This window comes from Lysobacter sp. 5GHs7-4, from assembly GCF_021284765.1.
Taxonomy (GTDB): Bacteria; Pseudomonadota; Gammaproteobacteria; order Xanthomonadales; family Xanthomonadaceae; genus Lysobacter.
This window is the reverse complement of record NZ_CP089924.1, coordinates 2,731,990-2,755,708: the sequence shown is the minus strand read 5'-3', so window position 1 is coordinate 2,755,708 and position 23,719 is coordinate 2,731,990. Positions and strand designations below refer to the sequence as shown.

Here is a 23,719-nt window from a genome sequence, read left to right as displayed (position 1 = left end):
GTTATTTCGGTTTGTTCCGCCGTATATTCAATAACTAACGGAATCTAGCTCAGGCAGAACATCACGGTGGCGCAAGCTCCCTCCGCAAGCCGCAAGAAGGCCGCCCCGGCCAAGGAAAAGGCGCCGCCTTCGCCGCGCCGGCAGCGGCTGGTGCGCGACATCGCGCTGATCCTGATCGCGCCGCTGCTGCTGTACCTGCTGGCCAGCCTGCTGTCGTTCTCGCCCAACGATCCGGGCTGGTCGCATTCGGGCTCGATCACCGCACCCCTGCACAACCTCGGCGGGCGCGTCGGCGCCTGGATCGCCGACGTGCTGCTGTACCTGTGCGGCTACGTCGCCTTCCTGCTGCCGCTGATGCTGGGCGCGATCGCCTGGATCGCGCTGTTCGGCATGGACAGCGACGGCGACGGCGATGCCGACCTCGGCCCGGCGCTGCGCCTGATCGGCATCGTCGGCTTCCTGGTCTCGGCCACCGGCCTGCTGCAGCTGCGCTTCGGCCCGGCGCAGGACTTCTCCGCCGGCAGCGGCGGCATCCTCGGCCAGTTGGTCGGGCGTTCGTTGTATTCGGGTTTCGGCCCGGTCGGCGGCAACCTGTTCCTGCTCGCCCTGCTGCTGGTCTCGGTGACCCTGGCCACCGGCATTTCCTGGCTGGCGGTGATGGACAAGATCGGCCAGTGGGCGATGGCCCTGGGGCCGGTGCTGGGCAAGCTGTTCCGGCGCAGCAGCCAGCAGGCCAGCGAGTGGCGGCAGACCCAGGTCATGCGCGAGGAGCGCGAGGAAGCGCGCAAGGTCGACACCGAGCTGCGCGCCAAGCGCGAGAAGGTCAGGATCGAGCCGCCGCCGGCGCCGGTGGTGGAAAAGAGCGAGCGCGCCAAGCGCGAGCAGCAGATTCCGCTGTTCCACGTCGGCGACGGCACCGGCATTCCGCCGCTGGCCCTGCTGGACGATCCCAAGCCGCAGCCCAAGGGTTACAGCGAGGAAACGCTGGAAACCCTGTCGCGGCAGATCGAATTCAAGCTCAAGGATTTCCGCATCGACGCGCAGGTGGTCGGCGCCTATCCGGGCCCGGTCATCACCCGCTTCGAGGTGCAGCCTGCGCCGGGCATCAAGGTCAGCCAGATCAGTTCGCTGGACAAGGACATCGCGCGCGGGCTGTCGGTGAAGTCGGTGCGCGTGGTCGACGTGATTCCGGGCAAGTCGGTGATCGGCCTGGAAACGCCGAACACCACGCGCGAGATGATCTTCCTGTCCGAGCTGCTGCGCTCCAAGGAATACGACAAGTCCGGCAGCCCGCTGACCCTGGCGCTGGGCAAGGACATCGCCGGCCGCCCGACCGTGGCCGATCTGGCGCGCATGCCGCATCTGCTGGTCGCCGGCACCACCGGTTCGGGCAAGTCGGTCGCGGTCAACGCGATGGTGCTGAGCCTGCTGTACAAGGCCGCCGCGAAAGACCTGCGGATGCTGATGATCGACCCCAAGATGCTGGAGCTGTCGGTCTACCAGGGCATCCCGCACCTGCTGGCGCCGGTGGTCACCGACATGAAGGAGGCCGCCAACGGCCTGCGCTGGTGCGTGGCCGAGATGGAGCGCCGCTACAAGCTGATGTCGATGGTCGGCGTGCGCAACCTGGCCGGTTTCAACAAGAAGGTCCGCGACGCCGAGGAAGCGGGCCAGCCGATGATGGACCCGCTGTTCAAACCCAACGCCGAACTCGGCGAGGCGCCGCGTCCGTTGGAGACGCTGCCGTTCATCGTCATCTTCATCGACGAATTCGCCGACATGATGATGATCGTCGGCAAGAAGGTCGAAGAGCTGATCGCGCGCCTGGCGCAGAAGGCGCGCGCCGCCGGCATCCACCTGATCCTGGCCACCCAGCGCCCGTCGGTGGACGTGATCACCGGCCTGATCAAGGCCAACATTCCGACCCGCATCGCGTTCCAGGTGTCCAGCAAGATCGACTCGCGCACCATCCTGGACCAGTCCGGCGCCGAGACCCTGCTGGGCCACGGCGACATGCTGTACCTGCCGCCGGGCACCGCCATGCCCGAGCGCGTGCACGGCGCCTTTGTCTCCGACGAGGAAGTGCATCGCGTGGTCGAGCACCTCAAGCAGGTCGGCGGCGGCCCGGATTACATCGAGGGCGTGCTGGACGAAGTGCAGACCCTGGGCGACGGCATCGTGGTCGGCGCCACCGGCCTGCCCGAGAGCGGGGGCGGTGGCGACGAGTCCGATCCGCTGTACGACGAGGCCGTGCGCATCGTCACCGAGACCCGCCGCGCCTCGATTTCCGGCGTGCAGCGGCGCCTGAAGATCGGCTACAACCGCGCCGCCCGCCTGATCGAGGCGATGGAAGCGGCCGGCATCGTCACCGCGCCCGAGCACAACGGCGACCGCAGCGTGCTGGCGCCGCCGCCGCCGAAGTAGGGCGGGGCGCCGACGGGCGGCGGAGGCCGGACTGGCGGCTGTCACAACTACGCCCTAAGCTGGACCGACGGGGGGATACACGCGGTTCGGACTCGGGGGATGGCCGCATGGCCAGGAATTCGAGCAGGACGGGCGTCGCGATCGCGGCGCTCTGGGTGATCGTCTGCGCTTCGCCATCGGCGCCGGCCCAGGAATGGGTGCGCTGGCAAGGCACGCCTTCGTTATTGGATCAGGACCCGGCCAAACGGTTGCCGGCGCAAACCGCGCCCAAGACCGAAGGCGAACGGCCCGCGGCACCGGCGACAGAGACAGCGACGACAAGCGCGCCCGCAGCCGCCGCGCCCGCACCGTCGGCTGTTCCGTCGCCTGGAGGCGCAAGTCCGTCGCCGCCAGTCGCGACCGCGGCGCTGTCGCCGCCCGCGCCGCCCGTACTACCCGTCGCGAACGTGCCGGTCAGCGCCGCGCCGGCTGCTCCTGCGCCGAAACCTGCGCCCGTGGCCGTTGCATCGGCGCCTATGGCTGAGCCTGTCCCCAAGCGCGGAAGCCCGGCGATCACCGTGCCGGCGCTGTCGGCCGCCGATAGCGATGCGGTCGAGATCGCGCCGCTGTCGCCTGACGACGCCCCGATCGCCCAACGCCTCGCCAGCGTCGACGCACCGCCTGCCGCGTCGCCCGCGCTGGTTCGGGCCGACCCCGCGGCCTCGGCACCGCGCGGCACCGGCGCGTACGTGACGGTGGGCAGCGACAGCGACGCCTCCCTGGTCGCGGCCGCGCCGCAGGTCTACTCCTGCGACGACGACGGCCGCTGCGACCAGTTGCAGGACGAGCACGCCGGCGTCGGCCTGGACACGGCGGTACAGGCGCAGGTACCGCCGCAGCAGCAGATCGAATCGCAGATCAAGCGCAACGCGCTGCGCAGTTTTTGAAGGGCGGACCCGAGCGGCGTCGCGCGCCGCGACGGCGAAATGCCGCACCCGCCATTCCCATCAATGCCGGCATCCGGGCCTGACGCGGCCCGATCATCGGCGCGACCACAGCCAAAATGGGTTCCGGCTTTCGCCGGAATGACGGGGCAAAAACGACGGCGAACGAATGAGGGGGAACGAATGACGGGGGACGAGCGACGGGGAACGAATGGCGAGACCCCGGCCCCGGGCCAAAACCCCGCCAACCGTCATTCCGGCGAAAGCCGGAACCCATTTTGACCTTGGCCGCGCAGGCAAGGGTTTGATTCGTACCCGCCGGGCACGCTGCCGACCCGCCTGGCCACGCGCGAACGCTCCATCGCCCAAGGCTCACACCGCCATCGCGCGACTGAACGCAGCGTGCCCGTTCGCGCGATACTGTCGTATTGCGCAGCACCTATTCAGTTTGCTCGCGGCAGACTCGCCGCAGCACGTCATTCGGAGCGAACGATCGCATGAGCCTGTCCGTCCTTCCCGCCGCCGCCCGTCACGGCGCGCGCATCGCCCTGGTCGCCGCCGCGCTGTTCGCCGGCAGCGCCGTGGCCGCCGCGCGCGACGACCTCAACACCTTCACCCGCGGCCTCAAGGGCCTGGAAGGGCAGTTCACCCAGCAGGTGTTCGACGCCAACGGCAAGCGCAAGGAATCCTCCAGCGGCAACGTCGCGCTGTCCGCGCCGCGGCTGTTCCGCTGGGAGTACGTGAAACCGTATCCGCAGTTGATCGTCGCCGACGGCAAGAAGGTCTGGGTGCACGATCCGGACCTGCAGCAGGTCACCGTGCGTCCGCAGGGCGCCGAGGAACAGAACAGCCCGCTGTCGGCGCTGATCGATCCGGCCAAGCTGGACGCGCAGTTCGTGGTCAAGGATGCCGGCCAGGCCGAGGGCCTGAGCTGGTTGTCGTTGGCGCCCAAGGGCAACGCCGAGACCAACTTCCGCACCGCCAAGCTCGGCTTCGACGGCAAGGGCCTGGCGCGCATGCAGGTGGTCGACAGCCTGGGTCAGCGCACCGACATCGTGTTCAGCGGTTGGAAGCGCAATCCCACGTTCCCGGCCGGGAAGTTCAAGTTCGCGCCGCCGGCCGGCACGGACGTGATCGGCGAGCGCTGAGCACCGCGCGACCGGCCGCGCGCTTCGGCGGATCCGGCTGCGGCCGTGCGACAGCCTCGTCGCGCGCCGCGGCCGCGGCGGCGCGCAGGCGGGCGAACACGACGGCTGCGCTGCGCCGCATGACCGCTCTCAGGGAGCGCTGACCGGAAACCACTGCGCCCGCCGCAGCCAGCCGGCGAGGAAGCGCTGCAGCACCGGGTGTTGCGCCGCCAACTGCCGGTAATAATCGATCCGCCCCTGGCGATAGCGCGCATACAGGCTGCGCTGGTCGCAGGCTTCCAGCGCGGCCAGGGTGTCGTGTCCGAATACGCCATCCACCGCCACCGGCGCGCCCAGCAGGCGCTGCAGCAGGAAGATCGCGTGCACGCCGGCGTTGACGTAGAAGTCGAACAGATCCTCGGCCAGGCATTGCAGCGAGATCTGGTCGGCCTGCAGCGCATTCCAATACAGCGCCCGGTACAGCGTCGCGGCCTGTGCGTCGGTCAGCGCCTGCAGGTTGGCCAGCGTCGGCGGCACGCCCAGCAGGGCCTGCGCATGGGCCTGAAAGGTGCGCAGGGTGATGCCCATGTTGGTCGCGCCGCCGGGATCGGCCGGGTCGTCGACGTAACCGCCCTCGAAATCGAGCAACTGCGGGAAAAACAGGTCGAAGTTAGCCATCGGGCAGGGTCCATTCCGAGCGAGGCGCAAGCGGGCGCCGGGCGGCGCAGCTGCCGGCCCACTCATGCTAACGCGCGGGCGCGGCGCTTGTGAGTGAAGTCGCCCAAGGTCTTGAATATCAAGGTGTTGGCGCGTGCGGCAACGCCGGGCAGGCACGAACTTGCTATCGTGGCGGTCGATACCGCCGTACGAACCGACTGCCACGTGGCCCGCCGAAACTCCCGCCGTTCCGAGGACGAACCCGACCTGCTCAGCGTCGACCGCGAGGGCCTGCGCCCCCTGGCCGAGCGCATGCGTCCGCGCAGCCTGGACGACATGGTCGGCCAGCGCCGTCTGGTCGCGCCCGGCACCGCGCTGCGGCGCGCGGTCGAGTCCGGACACGTGCATTCGATGATCCTGTGGGGCCCGCCGGGTTGCGGTAAGACCACTCTGGCGCTGCTGCTGGCGCGCTATTCCGACGCCGAGTTCCGCGCGATTTCGGCGGTGCTGTCGGGCCTGCCCGAAGTGCGCCAGGTGCTGGCCGAGGCCGCGCACCGTTTCGCCGAGGGCCGGCGCACGGTGCTGTTTGTGGACGAGGTGCACCGATTCAACAAGGCGCAGCAGGACGCGTTCCTGCCGCACATCGAACGCGGCACCATCCTGTTCGTCGGCGCCACCACCGAAAACCCCTCGTTCGAGCTCAACTCAGCGCTGCTGTCGCGTTGCCGCGTGCACGTGATGGAGGCGGTATCGGCCGAGGACATCGCGCTGGCGCTGCGGCATGCGCTGAGCGACGAGGAGCGCGGCCTGGGCGGGCAGGGCATCGAGGTCGACGACGAACTGCTGCTGCAGATCGCCGGTGCGGCCGACGGCGACGTGCGGCGCGGCCTCACGCTGCTGGAGATCGCCGCCGAACTGGCCGCCGACGAGGGCGGGCGCATCACCGAGGCCAGCCTGGCCCAGGTGCTGGCCGACCGCACCCGCCGTTTCGACAAGGGCGGCGAGCAGTTCTACGACCAGATCTCGGCGCTGCACAAATCGGTGCGCAGCTCCAATCCCGACGCCGCCCTGTACTGGCTGACGCGCATGCTGGACGGCGGCTGCGACCCGGCCTATCTGGCGCGGCGCCTGACCCGCATGGCGGTCGAGGACGTCGGCCTGGCCGATCCGCGCGCCTTGCAGATGGCGCTGGAAGCTTGGGACACCTACGACCGCCTGGGCAGCCCCGAGGGCGAGCTGGCGTTCGCGCAGTTGGCGCTGTATCTGGCCAGCACCGCCAAATCCAATGCCGCTTACGTGGCTTACAAGGCCGCCCGCAGCGACGTCGCCGAGTACGGCACCCAGCCCGTGCCCATGCACCTGCGCAACGCGCCGACCAAACTGATGAAGCAGCTCGGCTATGCGCAGGGCTATCAATACGATCACGATGCGGAAGGCGGCATCGCGCTGGACCAGACCGGTTTTCCGGACGACATGGGCGAGCGGATCTACTACCGGCCGGTCGAACGCGGCCTGGAGATCAAGCTCAAGGACAAACTCGACCGGCTGCGCGCCGCACGCGCGCAGGCGCGCGGCGACGACTGAGCGCGTCCGGCGCAGGGGACACAGACGATGCCTTACGCCTTCTTCGCCATCGGCTTGGGCGCCGCCTTGGGCGCCTGGGCGCGCTGGGGTTTGTCGCTGTGGCTCAATCCGATGGCCGCCCAGGTGCCGCTGGGTACGCTCGCGGCCAATCTGATCGGCGGCTACGGCGTGGGCGTGGCGGTGGCCTGGTTCGACAGCCATGCCGCGATCGCGCCGGAGTGGCGGCTGTTCGCGATCACCGGCTTGTTGGGCGGGCTGACCACGTTCTCGACCTTCTCGGCCGAAGTGACCCAGCAGCTGCTGCGCCAACAGTACGGTTGGGCGCTAGCGACCGCGGCGCTGCACCTGTTGGGTTCGTTGGCGATGACGGCGCTGGGGATGGCGAGCGTGCGCGCCTGGGGCGCGGCCGCTTGAGCGACAAGTTTCGCGAACGTACTCGCTAAGTCGCTTTAATTTATATTCGCAATATGTTGATTTATATCGATAAACTATGAATTTCCGGCCTCTCGGAAGATACGACGTTTCGTCGCTGAAACAGCAAGCTGAATCACCGCACTGGCGCTGCGAACCGCAACGCAATCAAGTGCCTACGAGGCTGCGGGGTGCGGTTTTCAGCGCCGTCGCCGGCCGCGGCGTTGCTTTCCTGCAACCTTTCGGAGCTGCGCGGGTCGCTGCGCCGGCTGCGCAGCCTCCGCGTGTGCGATGGGCCTTTCCCCGAGCTCCGCCCAGCGGAGGTTTGCGCTGCCTGAACCGATCGTGGCACCGCTGTTGCGTGTAGTCGGATGCGTCGTGATCCGATGCCGCCCCCTGGCGTCAGTCGGCGTGAAAGGAGAACAACAATGCGCATTCGTAACAGCCTGATGGCAACAGCGGTGATTCTCGGTCTCGGTTTCGCGGGCCAGACTTGGGCCCAACAGACCAACAACGAAAGCGGCGACGGCGACGACAGCCTGAGCGCGACCGATAATTCCGACAACAGTGCCGGCGACAACCGCGACAACAGCGGCCGTGCGCGCGCCAGTGGCTACGGCACCGCCGCGGCCAACAATGGCGGCACTGCCACCGCGACCTTCTCGAACTCCTTCAATAGCAACAGGGCCATCGCCACGACCAGGCTCGATGGCTACGTTACCGATATCCGCGTGCGCGATATCGGCAACGTCGCCCGGAACTCGGGCAATGCCAATGGCGGCGATGGCGGCAGCGGCGGCAACGCCTCGGGCGCCGACGGCTCGGGCGGCAATGGCGACGGCGGCAGGGGCGGTTGGGCCGACGGCAACAACGGCCGTGGCGGCGATGCCGGTAGCGACACCGGCGATGCCGGATCGCTGAGCGTGGCGGTCGGCGGCGACGGCGGCGGCGACGGCGGCAATGCCAACGCCAACGGCGGCAATGCGCGCGATCGCGGTCGCGGCAGCGCCACCGGTGGTGCCGGCGGCACGGCGACGGCAGGCAATGGCGACGGCACTGGCGGTGCCGGCAGCTCCGGCGCGGCGACCTCCACCAGCGGCTCCAGCTCGTCGACGGCAGGCAATGCCGGTTCGGTCGCGTCCAACGGCGGCGCGGGCGGCAGCGGCAGCGGCGGCAGCGGCACGGGCGGTTCGGCGACAGGTGGTGCGGCCGGCGCCGGCGGCGCGGGCGGCGCGCTGACCAACGACGCCGGTGCGTTCAACATGTCCAACAACATGACCAGCGTCGGACAGTCGGCGGCCGGAATCATGGTGGCGGCCCAGAACAGCGGCTTCGCGTCGCTGATCCAGCAGGGCATCACCGTGCAAGCCAACCTGACCGTGGGCCCATAAGCGCTCCCCCATGATGCGCCGCGGACGTTCTGCGTAACGTCATCCCCCGTAACCGGCGCATCACGCGTGTCCGGGACGTCGCCGCTTCCCCCGCGACGGCGCCCCGGACCCGCACTGGCGGAACGCGTGGCGAAGGAGACCGACCATGCGCCCGTACTGCCCCGCACTACGCACCACCGGCCCGGCCGCGCTGACGTGGCTGGCGCTGACTTCATTGACGCTGACTTCACTGGTGCTGACGTCACTGGTGATTTTCCCCGCAGCGGCGTCCGACCTGGCGATCGACGTCGACCTGCGGCCGATCACGGCGCGCAGTGCGCCCTCGGAGCTGCCGACCGCCGCGGTCCTGGATCGCGATGCGATCCCGCGCGGCGTAGACGGCATCGGCGCCACCGTCGATGCCGACCGGCTCTCCGGCCTGCGCGGCGGCGAAAAGAGCGTCGACAACCGCGTCCTGGTCGACGGCCGCGTCAGCGACAACGTCGCCGAGAAGATCGTCAGCGGCGCCAACGCGATCGGCGGCGGCGCCTTCGGCAACGCCACCGGCATCAACACCGTGATCCAGAACACCGGGTCCAACGTGCTGATCCAGAACGCGATGATCGTGAACGTGCAGTTCACCGATCCTAGTCCGTGAGGCGAGGGCGATGCGCCCGACGAACTCGCGTGCCCGTATGCGCATGGCCGCCTGCGCGTGGCTGTGCGCGCTGGCCTGCATGCAGCCGGCCGTGGCCGCGCGCGTGGACCTGCGCACGCCCTACGGCGGCAGCTACGGCTTGCGTTTGACCAGCCTCAAGGAAGCGCGCTTCCGCACCACCGTGCCGCAGCAGTACGACTTCAGTTGCGGCTCGGCGGCCGCGGCGACCTTGCTGACGTTCCAGTACGGCCATCCGGTCAGCGAGGGCGAGGTGTTCCTGCGCATGTACCAGGACGGCGACCAGGACAAGATCCGTCGCGAGGGTTTCTCGCTGCTGGACATCCGCCGTTATCTGCAGGCGCTGGGCTATCAGGCCGATGGTTTCGAGCTGCCGCTGGACAAGCTGTTCGAGGAAGGCCTGCCGGCGATCGTGCTGCTGAACGATCGCGGCTACCGCCACTTCGTGGTGGTGAAAGGGCTGCGCAACGGCCGCGTGCTGATCGGCGATCCGGCCCGCGGCACGCGCGCGATGTCGCGCGCCAGTTTCGAACAGCTGTGGGACAACCGCGTCCTGTTCGTGGTCCACAACCGGCGCGAGGTCGCGCTGTTCAACCAGCCGCGCGACTGGCGCACCGCGCCGCCGGCACCGCTGGCGCTGGGCGTATCGCGCGAAGGCTTGCAGAACACGGTGATGCCGCGGCGCGGACCGGGAGACATTTAGCCATGAACGTTCGTCATTTCCTCGATCCCGCGTCGACTGCGCGCCTGCCGCTGACGGTCATGGCGCTGGCGCTGCTGGCGATCGCCTGGCCGGCGCGCGTGCGCGGCGGCGAGGGCGGCCTGGGCCCGGAGTGGGTCGCCGTGCCGCCGCAGCGCCTGGCAGACCTGCGCGGCGGCTATCTGTTGCCTTCGGGGCCGTTGCTGTCGTTCGGCATCGAGCGCGCGGTCTACGTCAACGGCGACCTGGTCGCGACCACGCGCATCGACATCGCCGACGTGACGCGTATGAGCGCCGAGCAGGCGCAGGCCTTGGGTTCGATCGGCGACGAAATCGTGGTGCAGATCGGCGCGGGCAATCGCTTCGATCCGGTCGGATTCAACGGCGTCGCGATCCAGAACACGCTCGACGGCCAGGACATCCGCGCACTGACCACGCTCAACGTCGGGGTCGGCACCCTGGGCGTGTTCCAGGATCTCAACGGCCAGGCGGCGCTGCACAACGCGCTGATCGGCGCGACCGGCGCGCCCTGAGCGCGCTTACCCAGGATCTCTCATGACCACACCCATCGCACCGACTCTGATCCGCCTCGCGCTGGTGGCCGCGCTGTCGTTGGCGTTGGCCGACCTGGCGCAGGCGCAGGACGCCGCGCCCGCCGGCGGCGAAGTCACTGTGGACATGCTGCAGCAGCAGATCGCGGCGCAGAACCAGCGCATCGACGCGATGCGCGTCACGCTGCAGGAGCAGGAACGCGATCTGGCCTCGCTGCGGCAGGCGTTGGACGATCAGCGCCTGGACAACGCGCGTGCGCGCGGCGCGATCCCGCCGGCCGATCTGGCCTTGCCGGCGTTGGCGCAGGGGGCGAGGGTGCCGCTGTCGCCGACGCTGCCGTCGTCGCCTACGGACCTCTCGCCTCAGGATCTGTCGCGGCAGGCGGCGCGCACGACCTTGCCGCAACTGGCGATGGCGCAGCCGCCGTCGGCGCAGCCGCCGTTGGAGCAACCGGTGGGGCAGGCGCCGGCGTCCGAGTCGCGGCCGCCGGAGATCGCGCAGATCTTCGACCAGCCCGGCGTGCTGACGCCGCACGGGCAGTTCGTCCTCGAACCCTCGCTGCAGTTCGGTTATTCCTCCAACGACCGCGTCGCCCTGGTCGGCTACACCATCATTCCGGCCCTGCTGATCGGGCTGATCGACGTGCGCCAGGTCAAGACCACCACCGCGACCGCCACGCTCACCGGCCGTTACGGGCTGAGCGACCGCTTCGAGATCGAGGCCAAAGTGCCTTACGTCTACGTCAACGGCGACACCGTCAGCCGCGAGATCTTCACCGGCACCGCGGTCGACAACGTGTTCAACGCCCACGGCAGCGGACTGGGCGACGTCGAGCTCACCGCGCGCTACCAGCTCAACCGTGGCGGGCCCGACAAACCGTTCTACATCGGCTGGCTGCGCTACAAGAGCCGCACCGGCAAGGACCTGTTCGAAGTCGTCACCGACTGCGTGACCCGTTGCGTCGCCAACACCACGGGTACCGGTTTACCGTTGGAACTGCCGACCGGCACCGGCTTCGAGTCGATCCAGCCGGGCATCACCTGGCTGTACCCCTCCGATCCGATCGTGTTCTTCGGCAGCTTCAGCTACCTGCACAATTTCAAGCGCAAGAACGTATCTCGCACGGTGCTGGGCGGTTTGCGCGAGTCCTTGGGCGAGGTGGAGGCCGGCGACATCCTCGGCTTCAACGTCGGCCTGGGCTTGGCGCTCAACGAAAAGGCCGCGATCAGCCTGGGCTACGACCAGAGCATCGTCGACCGCACCCGCCAGAACGGCGAGGACGCGCCCGGTTCGGTGCGCGTGGTGCTGGGCACCTTGTTGCTGGGCGGCTCCTATCGCTTCAGCGACCGCGTGTCGTTGAACGTGGCGCTGGGCGTGGGCGTGACCCGCGATACGCCGGACGTGAGCCTGACCGCGCGCGTGCCGATTTCGTTCTGAGCCGTGCCCCGGCGACCAACGCCGGCCCGTCCTGAGATGGCCGGCGCCGGCCGTGTTCGACGTTGCCGCCGGGCCTCCGGCCGGGGGAGTTGTCGGCCGTCGCGAGTGAGCGCAAGCTCGCGCTCGCGGGTTCGGGGGAACCCATCTACGTTGCGGGGAGAACGGCTATGCGGATTGCCATCACCGGGCTGATCGGCGCGATCGTGATGTTCATCTGGGGCGCGGTCGCGCACATGGCGCTACCGATCGGCGAAATGGGCATCAAGCTGCCTGCGCAGCAGGACGCCGTACTCAATGCGCTGAGCCAGTCGGCGGCGGGCGAGGGCGTGTACATGTACCCCAGCATGGCGCCGGAGAAGTGGGGCGACGAGGCCTTCCGCAACGGCTTCATCGCCGAGAACAAGGACAAGGCCTACGCCTTCGTCATCTATCAGCCCGGCGGCAATCCAGCCATCGCCAGCATGGGACCCAACCTGGGTAAGCAGTTCGTGAGCTGCCTGCTGGGCGCGTTGCTGGCGGCGTGGGTGATGGCGCTGGCCGCACGCAGTTTCGGCCGCCGGGTGATGATCGCCGGCGCCATGGCGCTGTTCGCCTGGTTCGCGCTCAGCGTGCCGTACTGGAATTGGTACCTGTTCCCGATCGATTTCGCCTTGGGCGCTTTGCTGGAACAGCTGATCGGCTGGCTGCTGGCCGGCTCGGCGATGGCCTGGTGGCTGGGCCGCAAAGAACGCGTTACGGCGTGATCCACGGCGCGCCGGTCGCCTCGGGCGGCCGGCGCGCTCGCTCAATCCGGCGCGCGCGCGCGCGCCGGGCTTTGCGCCGCCGCGCTGCGATTGGCCAGTACTTGCTGCAAGGCTTCGACTTCGGCCCACAACATGTGCTGCAGGCCCTGCAGCAGGGTGCTGCCGGCGTCCGACAGGCACAGGCGACCGTCGCGATTCAGGGCCAGCCCTTCTTCGACCAGACAGTGTTTGAGATGACTGGTTTCCGGCTGCACTCCACGTTGCAGACCGATCAGCACGCTCAGCAGAGCGTGCTCCCTTAAAGAGACTTTGAACACCACGGTTTCCCCCCTTCCTTGGCGGCAAATCTAGGAGCGCCTGCGTTAACCGTGCGCAACGTCGCGCAGGGCCTGTGCGCGGTTTTGACAATGCATTCAGCTTATCGACGCCGTTTTCACATCGCTCGTTTGCTGGTGGGTGTTTTAAATGCACACTATTTGCGTATGAATTCTGTGCGCTCTACGACCATCGGCGGATCGGAACCCGGCCCCGGCTTGGTTAGGCTGAGTGTCGCGAGTACCACGCGTTGCAAGGAAGGCTTACGTGAAATGTCTGGTCGTTATTGCGCATCCGCTGCAGGACAGCTTGTGCGTATCGTTGGCGCGATTGGTGGTGGATGCGTTGACCGCCGACGGCCATGAGGTCGAAACCGAGTCGTTGTACGCCGATGGTTTTCAACCGGCCTTGAGCGCGGACGAGCGTTCGTCCTACTACGCCGCCAGCGGTTACGACGGCACCGAGGTGGACGCGCAGCTCGCGCGCCTGAGCGCGGCCGAGGCGCTGGTGCTGGTGTTTCCGACCTGGTGGTTCGGGTTTCCGGCGATGCTCAAGGGCTGGTTCGATCGGGTGTGGGCGCCGGGGCACGCGTACCGTCATGCGTCGGATCTGAGTGCGATCGAACCCGCGTTGCACGGCCTGCGGCGCACGATCGCGATCACCACCTTGGGCTCGCCGTGGTGGGTGGACTGGCTGTGGTTGCGCCGGCCGGTGCGGCGCGTGCTCGCGCGCGCCCTGTTGGGCGCCTGCGCGCCGCGTTGTCGTCTGGACATGCTGTCGCTCTACCGCGCCGAACGGGTCGAACGCGGTCGTCTGGAGCGCTTCGAGCGGCGGATCCTGGCGCGCTTGCGCGCGCTGCGCTGATTCGGCTGGAGCGCTCGTTCTTGAGTGGAGTCTGGGCTCTGGGGTTACAGGGGGCGTTGCTCCGGGTGCCGGGTGCAGTGGCGGCGGCGCACCAGGGCGCCAAGGCTTCGGGCGGCGTGACCGCGCGGCCATGGCATGACGTTCCCGGATTCGATCGGGCCTGCGATCAGGCAGGCCTATCGGTTTGTCGCGGCGCTCCGGCCCTGCGCTCAGTTGCCCGCCGCCAGAGATCGGTTCCTGGCAGTCAGTGCTGGGGCCGAGGCTGGGCTGCCGCTAGACGACCGGTCTAATTTCAACTAGAGTGCGCCGCATGAACGCAGCCGCTGCTTCCGCCGATGTCCGCCAACACATTCTCGATGTCGCCCATCCGCTGCTGCTGAGCAAGGGGTTCACCGCGGTGGGGCTGGCCGAAATACTCGCTGCCGCCAAGGTGCCGAAGGGCTCGTTCTATCACTACTTCGGGTCCAAGGAAGCCTTCGGCGAAGCCGTGCTGGAGGGTTATTTTTCGGAGTATCTGGCACGTACCGACGCGTTGCTGAGTACGCCCGGCCCGGCTGCGCAGCGGCTGCAGGCCTATTTCCACGACTGGCTGGATTCGCAGACCGGCGACCAGGCGCAGAGCCGCTGTCTGGTGGTCAAGCTGGGTGCGGAGGTCTGCGATCTGTCCGAGAACATGCGCGTGGCGCTGGCCCGCGGCACTCGCGGCATCATCGCCCGGCTGGCCGCTTGCATCGAAGCGGGCAAGAAGGACGGTTCGCTGGCGGCCGCCCCTGCCGACGCGCAGGCCACCGCCGCGGCGCTTTATCAGAACTGGCTGGGCGCCAGCCTGCTGGCCAAGATCACGCGCGACCGCTCACCGCTGGACACCGCGCTGGTCGGCACCCGCCAGTTGCTTGGCCTGACGCTTTACACCTGAGACGGGCTCGCAGATGCGTACCCGTGATTTCTATATGTCCGATCTAGACGACCGGTCTAGTTGCGCCTGTCTAGTGGGCCATCTCGATGCTGGCCGAAGCCGCACGAACCCCTTTACCCCCTACCTCCCGGAGTGAAACCCATGCCGTCCAGTGCCACCGTCAACCGCCGCATCGTCCTGGCCGCCCGCCCGCGCGGCGTACCGACGCCGCTGGATTTCCGCCTGGACCGGACCGACGCGCCCGCGCCGGGCGAGGGCGAGGTGCTGCTGCGCACCCTGTTCCTGTCGCTGGACCCTTACATGCGCCAGCTGATGAACGAAGTCGGCCCGACCTATGCGCCCTCGGTGGCCTTAGGCGCGCCGATGGTCGGTGGCACCGTCAACCGCGTCGTCGCATCGGCGCACCCGCAATTCCAGGCCGGCGACATCGTGCTCGGCAATGCCGGATGGCAGGACTACGCGATCTCCGACGGCAGCGACCTGGTCGCCCTGGGCGACATGGCGCAGCCCTCGCTGGCCTTGGGTGGACTGGGCATGCCCGCGTTCACCGCCTACGTCGGACTGCTCGATATCGGCCAGCCCAAGCCGGGCGAGACGGTCGTGGTGGCGGCGGCGACCGGCGCGGTCGGTGCGGTGGTCGGACAGATCGCCAAGCTCAAGGGCGCGCGCGTCGTCGGCATCGCCGGCGGCGCCGACAAGTGCCGGTACGCGGTGGAGGAGCTGGGTTTCGACGTCTGCCTGGATCGTCACGCGCCGCAGCTGGCGCAGCGCCTGGCCGAGGCTTGCGCGGACGGCATCGACGTGTACTTCGAGAACGTCGGCGGCGAGGTGTTCGACGCCGTATTGCCCTTGCTCAACATCGGCGCGCGTGTGCCGGTCTGCGGCGTGATCGCGCACTACAACGATGAGGCCCTGCCGTCGGGACCGAACCGCCTGCCGCAGCTGACCACGATGCTGGTGCAAAAGCGTATCCGCATGCAGGGATTCGTGATCCTGGACCATTATGCCGATCGCTACGAAGCCTTCCGGCGCGACATGGGCCAGTGGCTCGCGGCCGGACAGGTCAAGGCGCGCGAGCACCGCGTCGAGGGCCTGGAGCGCGCGCCGGCGGCGTTCGTCGATCTGCTGGAGGGCCGCAACTTCGGCAAGCTGGTGGTGCAGGTCGCGGACGCCTGATTCCCTGGCGTCGCGGGCGCGTCCGCGCTCGCGTTTGGCGAAGGCCGGCCGTGCATGGCCGGCTCCGACTCCGCATCCGTCGCCTGGCTGCAGTCGCATCGCCGCCGCCGTGGGCCAGCGCTCAGTCGTCGCCGGACGCCAAGCGCCCCAAGGCGGCCAGCGCCGCATCCACACGCGCATCCAGCGGATGCCCGCAATTGAGCCGCAGGCAATGTCCGAAGCCGCGCCGGACCGAGAACATCGGTCCCGGCGCGACGCTGACGCCCAGTGCCGAGGCGCGTTGATAGACGCGCAAGGCGTCTCCGCCTTCGGGCAATTCGATCCATAGGAAATAGCCGCCTATGGGCCGGGTGACGCGCGTGCCGCGCGGGAAATGCCGCGCCACCGCCGCCAGATACTGCGTCTGCTGCGCCGCCAGCGCCGCGCGCAGCCGGCGCAGATGGCGGTCGTAGCCGCCTTTCTCCAGGTAATGCGCGATCGCCAGTTGCGCCGGCACGCAGGTGCTCAGAGTGGCGGTGAGCTTGCGCCGCGCCAGTTCGCGCGCGTAGCGCCCGGGCGCGACCCAGCCCACCCGGTAGCCCGGTGCCAGGCTCTTGGAGAACGAGCCGCAATGCATCACCAGGCCCGCACGGTCGTAAGCCTTGGCCGGCGTCGGCCGGCGTTCGCCGAAGTAGAGCTCGCCGTAGACGTCGTCTTCGATCAGCGGCACATCGTGCTGCGTCAGCAGTTCGACCAGGGCGCGCTTCTTCGCGTCGGACATCGCGCTGCCCAGCGGATTCTGGAAGTTGGTCATCAGCCAGCACGCGCGTGGGCGATGGCGTTGCAGCGCCGCGGCCAGCGCGTCCAGTTCGATGCCCTCGCGCGGGTGCGTGGGCACCTCGATCGCGCGCAGGCCTTGGCGTTCCAGCGACTGCAGCGCCGCGTAGAAACAGGGCGACTCCACCAGCACCGCGTCGCCGGGCTGCGTCACCGTGGCCACGCACAGATTGAGGGCCTCCAGCGCACCGTTGGTGACCACGATGTCGTCGGCGCCGATCTGCAGGCCGTCGATGCGGTAGCGCAACGCGATCTGCCGGCGCAGCGCCGCGTTGCCCGGCGTCAGGTCGTCGACCGTGCTCCACGGGTCCAGATGCACCGCCGCCGACGCCATCGCGCGTCCGAGTTTCTGCAGCGGGTAGAGCAGGGGACTGGGAAAGGCCGAACCCAGCGGCACCACGTCGCGCGCCATCGCCGATTCCAAGACCTCGAACACCAGTTCGGACACGTCGACCGCGCGCGACTCGCCGTCGGGCTGCGAGGCCGCGTCCGGTTCGGGCGGCAGCAGCGCCGACGGCCGGCTCACGTAATAGCCCGAGCGCGGGCGCGAGCGGATCATGCCGCGCGCCTCCAGCAGGTAATAGGCCTGGAACACGGTCGCCGGACTGACCGCGCGCGCCGCGCTGGTCTGGCGCACCGACGGCAGCCGTTGGCCTGGGCGCAGCAGGCCGTCGCGGATCGAGGCCGCGATCTCCTCGGCCAGGGCTTGGTAACGTTTCACGGCGGTCTCCGAAGCACGGCGGGGCGGGCCATGCAGCTCAACTGATACGGTTTTTTATCTCATATCTGATTCTGGCGAAACTGATCCGGTAAGCGCAGCATGGCCTCATCCCAACGATCCCTGCCGATGCCGACCGCCGCCATGAACCCACAGGTCGAACTCAATCTCGCGCTGATCCTGTTCGTGCCGTGGTTTTCGATACTGGCCTGGCTTTACTGGGCCTACCCGAAACAGCCGCGCCTGCCGGCGCGCACCTGGTTCGACAGCGGCGCCTTGCTGCTGGCGACGCTGCTGGCCGGGTGGGGCATGCACTGGTCCATGCACAACGCCGACCCCAATGCCGGTGCGATCTGGAAACAGGTGCTGGCGACGTCCGTCGCTTACGGCTTGTTTTTGCTGGTGATGACCGCCGCGTTGGTGTTGCGCCTGCGCCTGTTGCCGCGTTGGCGCGTGGCGGCGGCCGCCGTGCAAGCGGCCCCCTAGTTGTCGACGCCGCCCGCGGCGCTGCGCGGGTCCGTTACGCCGCCGGCCGAGCCCGGCAGGGAACCTGCAATGAAAACGCTGTTCATCGTCGCTTTCCTGAGCCTGATCGTCTGGAACCTGGGCGCGGGCATGTACTACATGCTGGTCGACCACGGCCAGAGCAAACGCACCGTCAACGCGCTCACCCGCCGCATCGCGCTGTCGGTGGCCCTGATCGCGCTGGTCGCCGCCGGCATCGCCTCGGGCGTGATCGAGCCGCACGGCATCGGCCGCTGAGCGCGAATCCGCAAGATCGGAGCAGCCTGCGTCGCCCAGGCCAGGCATGCTGCGCGAGGGGCGCCACCGGCGTCTTTCGCCACCGACCTCGCAAGGAATCCGCAATGCGCCTGCTGCTGCCGCTGTCCATCGCCCTGGGTTTGTTCGCACCCACCGCCGTCGCCGCCGACCGCAGCGCCGACGAGCGCGCCATCCTGCAGCTCGAGCGCGAGATCTGCGCCGCCTACGAAGCCGAGGACGCGGCCTGGATCGGCGAGCACCTGGATCCCGAGTTCACTCTCACCGCGTCCAACGGCAAGATCACCACGCGCGCCGACGAGGTGGCCGAGCTTGCCAAGGGCGTGACCACCTACGAGGTGTTCCGCAACCACGGCACCCGCCTGCGCTACTACGGCAACGACACCGCGATCGCGCTGGGCATCACCACGGTCAAGGGCGTTTCCGAAGGCCAGGCCTTCGCCGCCGATTTCCAGTTCACCGACACCTACGTGCGCGGGCCCAAGGGCTGGGTGATGGTGGCCAGCCATGCCTCGCGCCTGCCGGCGCCGGCCGCGGCCAAGCCCTGAGCGTCGAGCGGCGGCGGTCGGCAAACCTTGCGTCGCGGCTGCACGACGGCGCGGCCGAAGCGCACATCGCGCCCGCGGAGCCGGGCGGAATCGGCGGTGACTGAAAACGAACGACGATAAGGCGCGTCGCTCGCGCAGCGGATGCGCCTGCGTTCTGCATGGCCGCCGTGTTCCGAACGGGTCGGTCTCGCCGAGAGCATGCGCGGGTCGCATTCGACCCATCGTGCAGGCGCGCTCAAGTCCCCGCGCTCCGAACCGGGTAGGTCGATTCTTACCCGGTCATCCGCATTCCACCGATGCGTCCATGCGCACGAACCCGCTGCCGCCGGCGCGCGCCGGCGTGCACCCTGTGTACACGCCCATCAAGTTCCATCGACACCTGGATCAAGGAAGATCGTCATGCCCCGATACGCACTCTGCGTACTAGTGTTCCTGCTGCCGGCCGCAACGCAGGCCAGCCATCTGTACAAATGCGTCGCCCCCGGTGGCGCGGTCAGCTACCAATCGGCCACCTGCGAGACAGGCGCCGCGGCGCGGGTCTGGGACGCCACGCCGCAGCCGTTGCCGGATGCCGCCGAGCGCAGCAAGCAGCGGGAGGCGCAGCGCCGCGGTCAGGCCGATTCGCGCTATCTCTCCCGGTTGGCCGGCACCGACCGGCCCGGTCGTGCACGTGCTTCGGTGATTCGCCTCGGCGCCGGCCGCGACTGCGATGCCGCGCGCGCCCGGCGGGAACGCAAGCTGGCGACGGTCGGCATGGAGCGCGATTACGAGCTGGTCAGCGCCCTCAACGATGCGGTCTTCGATGCCTGCAAGTAGCGGCGCACGACGCCAAAAACGGGCGGTGTGACGTCGCGCACGTCCGCGACGACGTGAGCGCGCCGGCGCCGCCCCGGTTCGGCCGGCCTGCATGCTTTGCTAACGCTTGGTGCATTATGGATGGCGTCTGCGACGGCATGCCTGGGGTGAGTCATGTTGCGTAAGCCAAGATCCGATAGCCCGAGCCGGCTGGTGCAGTGCCCAATCCGATCGCGCAGGCACACGCGTGACGGAATCGGGCGGCGCCTGGCGGGGCGGGGATGGGCGAGCGCCTTAGCCGTTCCGTCGCGCCGGCCATGATCCGTCGGTAACCGTCGCGCGCGCCCCGAACCGCCAGGATGCCGTTCGAACCATGAGGAAGAAGGAAGCCGTCCAACCGTCCCCGTCATTGTCAGCGCACGCGGCCCTTGCGGCCTCAGCGCCGTTGTCGACCGTTCCCAATCTCAGGAGTACCGCATGAAACGATGCCTGTCGTTGGCCGCATTCGCCCTGCTGTGCGTCAGCCCGTGGGCGCTGGCGCAACAGAAGGACGGCCCCGCCGCCGTCACCCCCGAGGGCCTGCTCAAGCGCATGGATCGCGATGGCGACGGCAAGCTCTCGTTCGAGGAATACCGCAATGCCATGATCCGCCGCTTCGCCCAGGCCGATCAGGACCGCGACGGCGTGCTGCGCGGCGCCGAAATTCCCGCGCACCTGGTGCCGACCGCGCGCGCCGAGAATCCGCAGCACGAAATCACCATGGACGCCTACGGCGACGCGCTGCGGCCTGTGTTCGACAGCTTCGATACCGATCGCGACGGCCACCTCGCCGGCGCTGAATTGGAAGCTCTGGCCCAGGCCCGTCAGACCGCGAAGTGAAGGAGACGACCATGAAACGACTCGTCAGCAGCGCCCTCGTCATCGCCCTGATCCTGCCCGCGCTCAGCCAGCCTGCCCATGCCGGGCAGACCGTGCGCTGCGAATCCGGCAACGGCCAGTACAAGAGTTGTCCCATCGACACCCGCGGCGGCGTCACCCTGTCTCGCCAACTCAGCTCCTCGGGCTGCTGGCAGAACGACACCTGGGGCTACGACCGCAATCGCATCTGGGTGACCAACGGCTGCCGCGCCGAGTTCAACGTCGGCGACTACCAGTCCTCTTCCAATGGCAATTCCAACGCCATCGCCGGCGCCGTCGTGGTCGGCCTGATCGGCGCGGCCATCCTGGCCAACAAGAAGAAGGACCGCGATCGCGACCGCTATTACGACGACGACCGCTACAACGGCGGCAACTACTACCAGCCCAGCAACACGGTGCGCTGCGAGTCCAACAACAACAACTACGTGCGCTGCCCGTTCTACGGCCGCGGCCACGTCGAGGTGCAGCGCCAGCTCAGCAAGACCTATTGCCAGTACGGCCAGAACTGGGGCGTGGAGCGCAACAGCATCTGGGTCGACAACGGCTGCCGTGCCGACTTCGCGGTGTACTGAGAGTCGCGGGCCGGATCGCATGAGCTCGCAGCCAACGCCATGGTCGCGGCTGCGAATGGCCGCGGTCCGCCCCCTGCGCATCGCGGTCCTGTTGGGGGCGACGCTGGTCGTGGCCGCTTGCATGTCGGCTCCCCCATCGCCGGCAGCGGCGGCACCGGTCGCGCCGCACCTCTCCACCGCGGCCGACCCCGCCGCCGCAGGCATGCTCGACCTGCGCGAGCTGGTCCCGGACCTGGCCTTGGAGATCCGCTACGCCGGCAGCGACAATTTCGTCGGCCGTCCCGTCGCCGGCTACGGGGCGCCGCGTTGCTATCTGCTGCGTCCGGTCGCGCGGGCCCTGCAACGCGTCGAAACGTCGCTGCGCCGCGAGGGCCTGCGCTTGAAGATCTTCGACTGCTATCGCCCGGCCCGTGCCGTCGCCGATTTCGTCGCCTGGGCCGGCGACCTCGACGACCAGGCCACCAAGGCCGCGTACTACCCAAATCTGGCCAAGCGCGCCTTGTTGGGCGACTACATCTCGCCGACCTCCGGCCACAGCCGCGGCGCGACCCTGGATCTGAGCCTGATGCGCTGCGCATCCGCGGACGATGCGTCCACCTGCGCCGCATTGGACATGGGCACGCCCTTCGACTACTTCGATGTCTCCGCCCACACCGACTGGCCGGGCGCCACTTCAGTGCAGCGCGAGAACCGCCAGCGTCTGCTCACCGCGATGGCGCGCGAGGGCTTCGCCAACTATCCCCTGGAGTGGTGGCACTACACCTACAAGCCCGAGCCGACGCCGCACATGGCCTACGATTTTCCGCTGCGCTGAGCGTGGATACCCCGCAGGGAGGCCGACCGCGATCGCGCCACCCTGGATATGGTCGGACGCCTCACGCCGCGCAAGCCGAAAGCGCGCCAACCACGGCGGTCGCTGGGCACCACGGCCGCCTAATCGCGATTGCGCCCGAACGCCAGATACGCCAGCACCGCCGTCAGCACGACCAGCGCCGTCACCACGATCGCGAAACCGTGCGCGTGCGCGGACAGCGGTACCCCGCCCACGTTCATGCCGAACAGACCGGCGACCAGATTCACCGGCAGCGCCAGCACCGTGACCACGGTCAGCACGAACAGGCTGCGACCGGTCTGCTCGTTCACCAGCGCCGCCAGTTCTTCCTGGATCAGCTTCACCCGTTCGACCAGCGCCGCCGAATCGCCGATCGCGGTCGAAAATTCCTCCGCCGCCTGCTGCAGATCCTGCACGTCGTCGCGGTCGACCCAGGCCGGCGGCCGGTTCAGCAGGCGGAACAGCGCGGTCGGCTCCGGCGCCATCAGTCGCTGCAGGCGCACCAGCGAACGCCGCAGCGACCCCAGTTCGGTGCGGTCGCTGGCGATGCGGTTGGCCAGCAGCCGATCCTCGATCCCGTCCACGCGCAGCGTCGATTTGCGCAGAATGTCGCTGAGCACGTTGGCCTGATCGCGCAACAAATGCGCCAGCAGTTCCACCGGCGAGCGGAACGGCTGGCCGGCGCGCACCGCCGCGCGCAGGCGGTCGACCGACCGCAGCGGCCGCAGGCGCGCGCTCACGATCATCTTTGGCGTGATGCACAGGCTGGTAGTGCCGACCTCGGAAGCGTCGAAACTGGATTCGAACAGCACGTCGTGGATCACCGCGATCAGGGCGTCGTCGTCCTGCTCCAACCGGGTGGAGCCGACCTGGGTGCCCAGCGACTCGAAGAAGGCTTCGGGCAGGGCCAGCACGCGGCGCAGGTAACGCTCGGCGCCCTGATTGGACAGCGAGAAATGCAGCCACAGGAACTCGCCCGCGCCGGCGCCGTCCTGCGCGGCCAGGAACGCCGGTACCGCGTCGGTGCCGATGGTCTGCGCGGCCTGTCCCGGAGCGAAGCGGTAGCCCCAGACCAGACCGTCCTCGTTGGAACCGTAAGTACTGTCGACAGACCGCATGGCGCGCTTCCCTGGGATGTGCGGAGCCTAGCGGAAGTTGATGGCGGGCGATGCCTCGGGCGTCCGTCGTTGTGCCGTTCGGTGCGGCAGGTCCTGCTTCTGAGCTTTTGTCCGGCAGGCGCGCTCTAGCGACTCCACGGTAGATCCGCCCGCAAGCGCGTACCGCTGGCATCTGCGCGGTCGCTTGGCGCACCATCTCCGGCTTATCCGACAGACCCGCACCGCCCGACATGGACAGAGCCCCCGACGCGCCGCCCGCGCCGCATGCACGCATCGTCCACCAGGGCGAGCTGTACTGGCTGCCGCCCGATCCTAGCCGCGGCTCGGTCCCCGGTGTCGCGCACCCGCATGTGATCGTGCAGGACGATCTGTTCAACCACTCGCGCATCGGCACCGTGGTGGTCTGCGCCCTGAGTTCCAACTTGAACCGGGCCAGCGAGCCCGGAAACCTGCTGCTGGAGCCGGGCGAGGGCGATCTGTCCCGACACAGCGTGGTCGTGGTGTCGCAGGTGTCCAGCGTCTACAAGGCGCACCTGGGCGAGCGCATCGGCCGCCTGTCCGAGGCGCGCGTGGCCCAGATCCTGGCCGGCATGCGCTTCCTGCAGGCCGCGTACTTCCAACGCTGAGCCTCTACGCCGCGCCGTCCGTCGCGCCCCCGCGTCGTTGGTGCCGGCGATCGCGTCGCCGGTCGCGTTCGCGCTTGTGCGCCCGGTTCGGGCGCGCCGACAGTGGCGCAACGGCCATGGC

At 68.7% G+C, this 23,719-nt stretch carries 26 protein-coding genes; 22 read left to right on the top strand and 4 right to left on the bottom strand.

Annotation, left to right across the window (positions count from 1 at the left end; all coding sequences use genetic code 11):
• Positions 1-66 precede the first annotated feature (66 nt).
• From LVB77_RS12485 to lolA, 3 genes are all read left to right on the top strand, one after another.
• A complete protein-coding gene (locus LVB77_RS12485; RefSeq protein WP_232906435.1) occupies positions 67-2,424 on the top strand; it encodes a DNA translocase FtsK in 2,358 nt (785 codons plus the stop codon).
• 107 nt (positions 2,425-2,531) lie between these two features.
• Positions 2,532-3,350 carry a hypothetical protein gene (locus tag LVB77_RS12480; protein ID WP_232906434.1) on the top strand — a complete coding sequence of 273 codons (819 nt, stop codon included), beginning with the start codon at positions 2,532-2,534 and terminating at the stop codon, positions 3,348-3,350.
• A gap of 494 nt (positions 3,351-3,844) precedes the next feature.
• On the top strand, positions 3,845-4,495 hold the full coding sequence (gene lolA, locus LVB77_RS12475) for an outer membrane lipoprotein chaperone LolA (RefSeq protein ID WP_232906433.1): 651 nt from the start codon (positions 3,845-3,847) through the stop codon (positions 4,493-4,495).
• A gap of 129 nt (positions 4,496-4,624) precedes the next feature.
• On the opposite strand, the gene LVB77_RS12470 is transcribed toward lolA, so the two are convergent.
• Positions 4,625-5,152 carry an N-acetylmuramidase gene (locus LVB77_RS12470; RefSeq protein ID WP_232906432.1) on the bottom strand — a complete coding sequence of 176 codons (528 nt, stop codon included), beginning with the start codon at positions 5,150-5,152 and terminating at the stop codon, positions 4,625-4,627.
• A 204-nt stretch (positions 5,153-5,356) separates the two neighbouring features.
• On the opposite strand from LVB77_RS12470, the gene LVB77_RS12465 reads away from it, so the two are divergent.
• The 8 genes from LVB77_RS12465 (at position 5,357) to LVB77_RS12430 (ending at position 12,604) form a co-directional block, all read left to right on the top strand.
• A complete protein-coding gene (locus LVB77_RS12465; protein WP_305068896.1) occupies positions 5,357-6,715 on the top strand; it encodes a replication-associated recombination protein A in 1,359 nt (452 codons plus the stop codon).
• A 27-nt stretch (positions 6,716-6,742) separates the two neighbouring features.
• Positions 6,743-7,129, top strand: coding sequence for a fluoride efflux transporter CrcB (gene crcB, locus LVB77_RS12460; protein ID WP_232906431.1), 387 nt, complete (start codon positions 6,743-6,745; stop codon positions 7,127-7,129).
• Positions 7,130-7,497: 368 nt separating this feature from the next.
• On the top strand, positions 7,498-8,517 hold the full coding sequence (locus LVB77_RS12455; RefSeq protein WP_232906430.1) for a hypothetical protein: 1,020 nt from the start codon (positions 7,498-7,500) through the stop codon (positions 8,515-8,517).
• 145 nt (positions 8,518-8,662) lie between these two features.
• Positions 8,663-9,154, top strand: coding sequence for a hypothetical protein (locus tag LVB77_RS12450; RefSeq protein WP_232906429.1), 492 nt, complete (start codon positions 8,663-8,665; stop codon positions 9,152-9,154).
• Positions 9,155-9,191: 37 nt separating this feature from the next.
• The gene (locus LVB77_RS12445; protein ID WP_232906428.1) at positions 9,192-9,875 is read left to right on the top strand and encodes a C39 family peptidase; all 684 of its coding nucleotides are present in this window, start codon (positions 9,192-9,194) and stop codon (positions 9,873-9,875) included.
• Positions 9,876-9,877: 2 nt separating this feature from the next.
• On the top strand, positions 9,878-10,405 hold the full coding sequence (locus tag LVB77_RS12440; protein WP_232906427.1) for a hypothetical protein: 528 nt from the start codon (positions 9,878-9,880) through the stop codon (positions 10,403-10,405).
• Between the two features lie 22 nt (positions 10,406-10,427).
• Positions 10,428-11,861: an acetate kinase gene (locus LVB77_RS12435; RefSeq protein WP_232906426.1), complete on the top strand. Its 1,434-nt coding sequence runs from the start codon at positions 10,428-10,430 to the stop codon at positions 11,859-11,861.
• A 167-nt stretch (positions 11,862-12,028) separates the two neighbouring features.
• Positions 12,029-12,604, top strand: coding sequence for a hypothetical protein (locus tag LVB77_RS12430; protein ID WP_232906425.1), 576 nt, complete (start codon positions 12,029-12,031; stop codon positions 12,602-12,604).
• Positions 12,605-12,645: 41 nt separating this feature from the next.
• On the opposite strand, the gene LVB77_RS12425 is transcribed toward LVB77_RS12430, so the two are convergent.
• On the bottom strand, positions 12,646-12,924 hold the full coding sequence (locus LVB77_RS12425) for a hypothetical protein (protein WP_232906424.1): 279 nt from the start codon (positions 12,922-12,924) through the stop codon (positions 12,646-12,648).
• Between the two features lie 262 nt (positions 12,925-13,186).
• Here LVB77_RS12425 and LVB77_RS12420 point away from each other — a divergent pair, with 262 nt between their 5' ends.
• The 3 genes from LVB77_RS12420 (at position 13,187) to LVB77_RS12410 (ending at position 15,875) form a co-directional block, all read left to right on the top strand.
• A complete protein-coding gene (locus tag LVB77_RS12420; RefSeq protein ID WP_232906423.1) occupies positions 13,187-13,783 on the top strand; it encodes an NAD(P)H-dependent oxidoreductase in 597 nt (198 codons plus the stop codon).
• A 310-nt stretch (positions 13,784-14,093) separates the two neighbouring features.
• The gene (locus LVB77_RS12415; RefSeq protein WP_232906422.1) at positions 14,094-14,699 is read left to right on the top strand and encodes a TetR/AcrR family transcriptional regulator; all 606 of its coding nucleotides are present in this window, start codon (positions 14,094-14,096) and stop codon (positions 14,697-14,699) included.
• A 141-nt stretch (positions 14,700-14,840) separates the two neighbouring features.
• Positions 14,841-15,875 (top strand): NADP-dependent oxidoreductase, encoded by a 1,035-nt coding sequence (locus LVB77_RS12410; protein ID WP_232906421.1) that lies wholly within the window; start codon positions 14,841-14,843, stop codon positions 15,873-15,875.
• Positions 15,876-15,996: 121 nt separating this feature from the next.
• On the opposite strand, the gene LVB77_RS12405 is transcribed toward LVB77_RS12410, so the two are convergent.
• The gene (locus LVB77_RS12405; protein ID WP_232906420.1) at positions 15,997-17,412 is read right to left on the bottom strand and encodes a PLP-dependent aminotransferase family protein; all 1,416 of its coding nucleotides are present in this window, start codon (positions 17,410-17,412) and stop codon (positions 15,997-15,999) included.
• 141 nt (positions 17,413-17,553) lie between these two features.
• Here LVB77_RS12405 and LVB77_RS12400 point away from each other — a divergent pair, with 141 nt between their 5' ends.
• The 7 genes from LVB77_RS12400 (at position 17,554) to LVB77_RS12370 (ending at position 21,836) form a co-directional block, all read left to right on the top strand.
• The gene (locus LVB77_RS12400; protein WP_232906419.1) at positions 17,554-17,895 is read left to right on the top strand and encodes a hypothetical protein; all 342 of its coding nucleotides are present in this window, start codon (positions 17,554-17,556) and stop codon (positions 17,893-17,895) included.
• Between the two features lie 69 nt (positions 17,896-17,964).
• Positions 17,965-18,171 (top strand): twin transmembrane helix small protein, encoded by a 207-nt coding sequence (locus LVB77_RS12395; RefSeq protein WP_232906418.1) that lies wholly within the window; start codon positions 17,965-17,967, stop codon positions 18,169-18,171.
• Between the two features lie 104 nt (positions 18,172-18,275).
• The gene (locus tag LVB77_RS12390) at positions 18,276-18,737 is read left to right on the top strand and encodes a nuclear transport factor 2 family protein (protein ID WP_232906417.1); all 462 of its coding nucleotides are present in this window, start codon (positions 18,276-18,278) and stop codon (positions 18,735-18,737) included.
• Positions 18,738-19,163: 426 nt separating this feature from the next.
• A complete protein-coding gene (locus LVB77_RS12385) occupies positions 19,164-19,553 on the top strand; it encodes a DUF4124 domain-containing protein (protein ID WP_232906416.1) in 390 nt (129 codons plus the stop codon).
• 456 nt (positions 19,554-20,009) lie between these two features.
• A complete protein-coding gene (locus LVB77_RS12380) occupies positions 20,010-20,411 on the top strand; it encodes an EF-hand domain-containing protein (protein WP_232906415.1) in 402 nt (133 codons plus the stop codon).
• An 11-nt stretch (positions 20,412-20,422) separates the two neighbouring features.
• Positions 20,423-21,022 carry a DUF3011 domain-containing protein gene (locus LVB77_RS12375; protein WP_232906414.1) on the top strand — a complete coding sequence of 200 codons (600 nt, stop codon included), beginning with the start codon at positions 20,423-20,425 and terminating at the stop codon, positions 21,020-21,022.
• 121 nt (positions 21,023-21,143) lie between these two features.
• Positions 21,144-21,836, top strand: a complete 693-nt coding sequence (locus tag LVB77_RS12370) for a M15 family metallopeptidase (protein WP_232906413.1) — start codon at positions 21,144-21,146, stop codon at positions 21,834-21,836.
• A gap of 119 nt (positions 21,837-21,955) precedes the next feature.
• Here LVB77_RS12370 and LVB77_RS12365 read toward each other — a convergent pair whose 3' ends face one another.
• A complete protein-coding gene (locus LVB77_RS12365; RefSeq protein WP_232906412.1) occupies positions 21,956-22,972 on the bottom strand; it encodes a transporter in 1,017 nt (338 codons plus the stop codon).
• A 230-nt stretch (positions 22,973-23,202) separates the two neighbouring features.
• On the opposite strand from LVB77_RS12365, the gene LVB77_RS12360 reads away from it, so the two are divergent.
• Entirely contained in the window at positions 23,203-23,598 is a 396-nt protein-coding gene (locus tag LVB77_RS12360; RefSeq protein WP_232906411.1) for a type II toxin-antitoxin system PemK/MazF family toxin, read from the top strand.
• Positions 23,599-23,719: the final 121 nt, after the last annotated feature.

Excerpts from the sequence above, each read along its gene's own strand:
- LVB77_RS12480 (WP_232906434.1), top strand. The coding sequence starts at position 2,532 with ATGGCCAGGAATTCGAGCAGGACGGGCGTCGCGATCGCGGCGCTCTGG.
- lolA (WP_232906433.1), top strand. The coding sequence starts at position 3,845 with ATGAGCCTGTCCGTCCTTCCCGCCGCCGCCCGTCACGGCGCGCGCATC.
- LVB77_RS12470 (WP_232906432.1), bottom strand. The coding sequence starts at position 5,152 with ATGGCTAACTTCGACCTGTTTTTCCCGCAGTTGCTCGATTTCGAGGGC.
- crcB (WP_232906431.1), top strand. The coding sequence starts at position 6,743 with ATGCCTTACGCCTTCTTCGCCATCGGCTTGGGCGCCGCCTTGGGCGCC.
- LVB77_RS12455 (WP_232906430.1), top strand. The coding sequence starts at position 7,498 with ATGCGTCGTGATCCGATGCCGCCCCCTGGCGTCAGTCGGCGTGAAAGG.
- LVB77_RS12450 (WP_232906429.1), top strand. The coding sequence starts at position 8,663 with ATGCGCCCGTACTGCCCCGCACTACGCACCACCGGCCCGGCCGCGCTG.
- LVB77_RS12445 (WP_232906428.1), top strand. The coding sequence starts at position 9,192 with ATGCGCATGGCCGCCTGCGCGTGGCTGTGCGCGCTGGCCTGCATGCAG.
- LVB77_RS12440 (WP_232906427.1), top strand. The coding sequence starts at position 9,878 with ATGAACGTTCGTCATTTCCTCGATCCCGCGTCGACTGCGCGCCTGCCG.
- LVB77_RS12435 (WP_232906426.1), top strand. The coding sequence starts at position 10,428 with ATGACCACACCCATCGCACCGACTCTGATCCGCCTCGCGCTGGTGGCC.
- LVB77_RS12430 (WP_232906425.1), top strand. The coding sequence starts at position 12,029 with ATGCGGATTGCCATCACCGGGCTGATCGGCGCGATCGTGATGTTCATC.
- LVB77_RS12415 (WP_232906422.1), top strand. The coding sequence starts at position 14,094 with ATGAACGCAGCCGCTGCTTCCGCCGATGTCCGCCAACACATTCTCGAT.
- LVB77_RS12410 (WP_232906421.1), top strand. The coding sequence starts at position 14,841 with ATGCCGTCCAGTGCCACCGTCAACCGCCGCATCGTCCTGGCCGCCCGC.
- LVB77_RS12400 (WP_232906419.1), top strand. The coding sequence starts at position 17,554 with ATGAACCCACAGGTCGAACTCAATCTCGCGCTGATCCTGTTCGTGCCG.
- LVB77_RS12395 (WP_232906418.1), top strand. The coding sequence starts at position 17,965 with ATGAAAACGCTGTTCATCGTCGCTTTCCTGAGCCTGATCGTCTGGAAC.
- LVB77_RS12390 (WP_232906417.1), top strand. The coding sequence starts at position 18,276 with ATGCGCCTGCTGCTGCCGCTGTCCATCGCCCTGGGTTTGTTCGCACCC.
- LVB77_RS12380 (WP_232906415.1), top strand. The coding sequence starts at position 20,010 with ATGAAACGATGCCTGTCGTTGGCCGCATTCGCCCTGCTGTGCGTCAGC.
- LVB77_RS12375 (WP_232906414.1), top strand. The coding sequence starts at position 20,423 with ATGAAACGACTCGTCAGCAGCGCCCTCGTCATCGCCCTGATCCTGCCC.
- LVB77_RS12370 (WP_232906413.1), top strand. The coding sequence starts at position 21,144 with ATGTCGGCTCCCCCATCGCCGGCAGCGGCGGCACCGGTCGCGCCGCAC.
- LVB77_RS12365 (WP_232906412.1), bottom strand. The coding sequence starts at position 22,972 with ATGCGGTCTGTCGACAGTACTTACGGTTCCAACGAGGACGGTCTGGTC.
- LVB77_RS12360 (WP_232906411.1), top strand. The coding sequence starts at position 23,203 with ATGGACAGAGCCCCCGACGCGCCGCCCGCGCCGCATGCACGCATCGTC.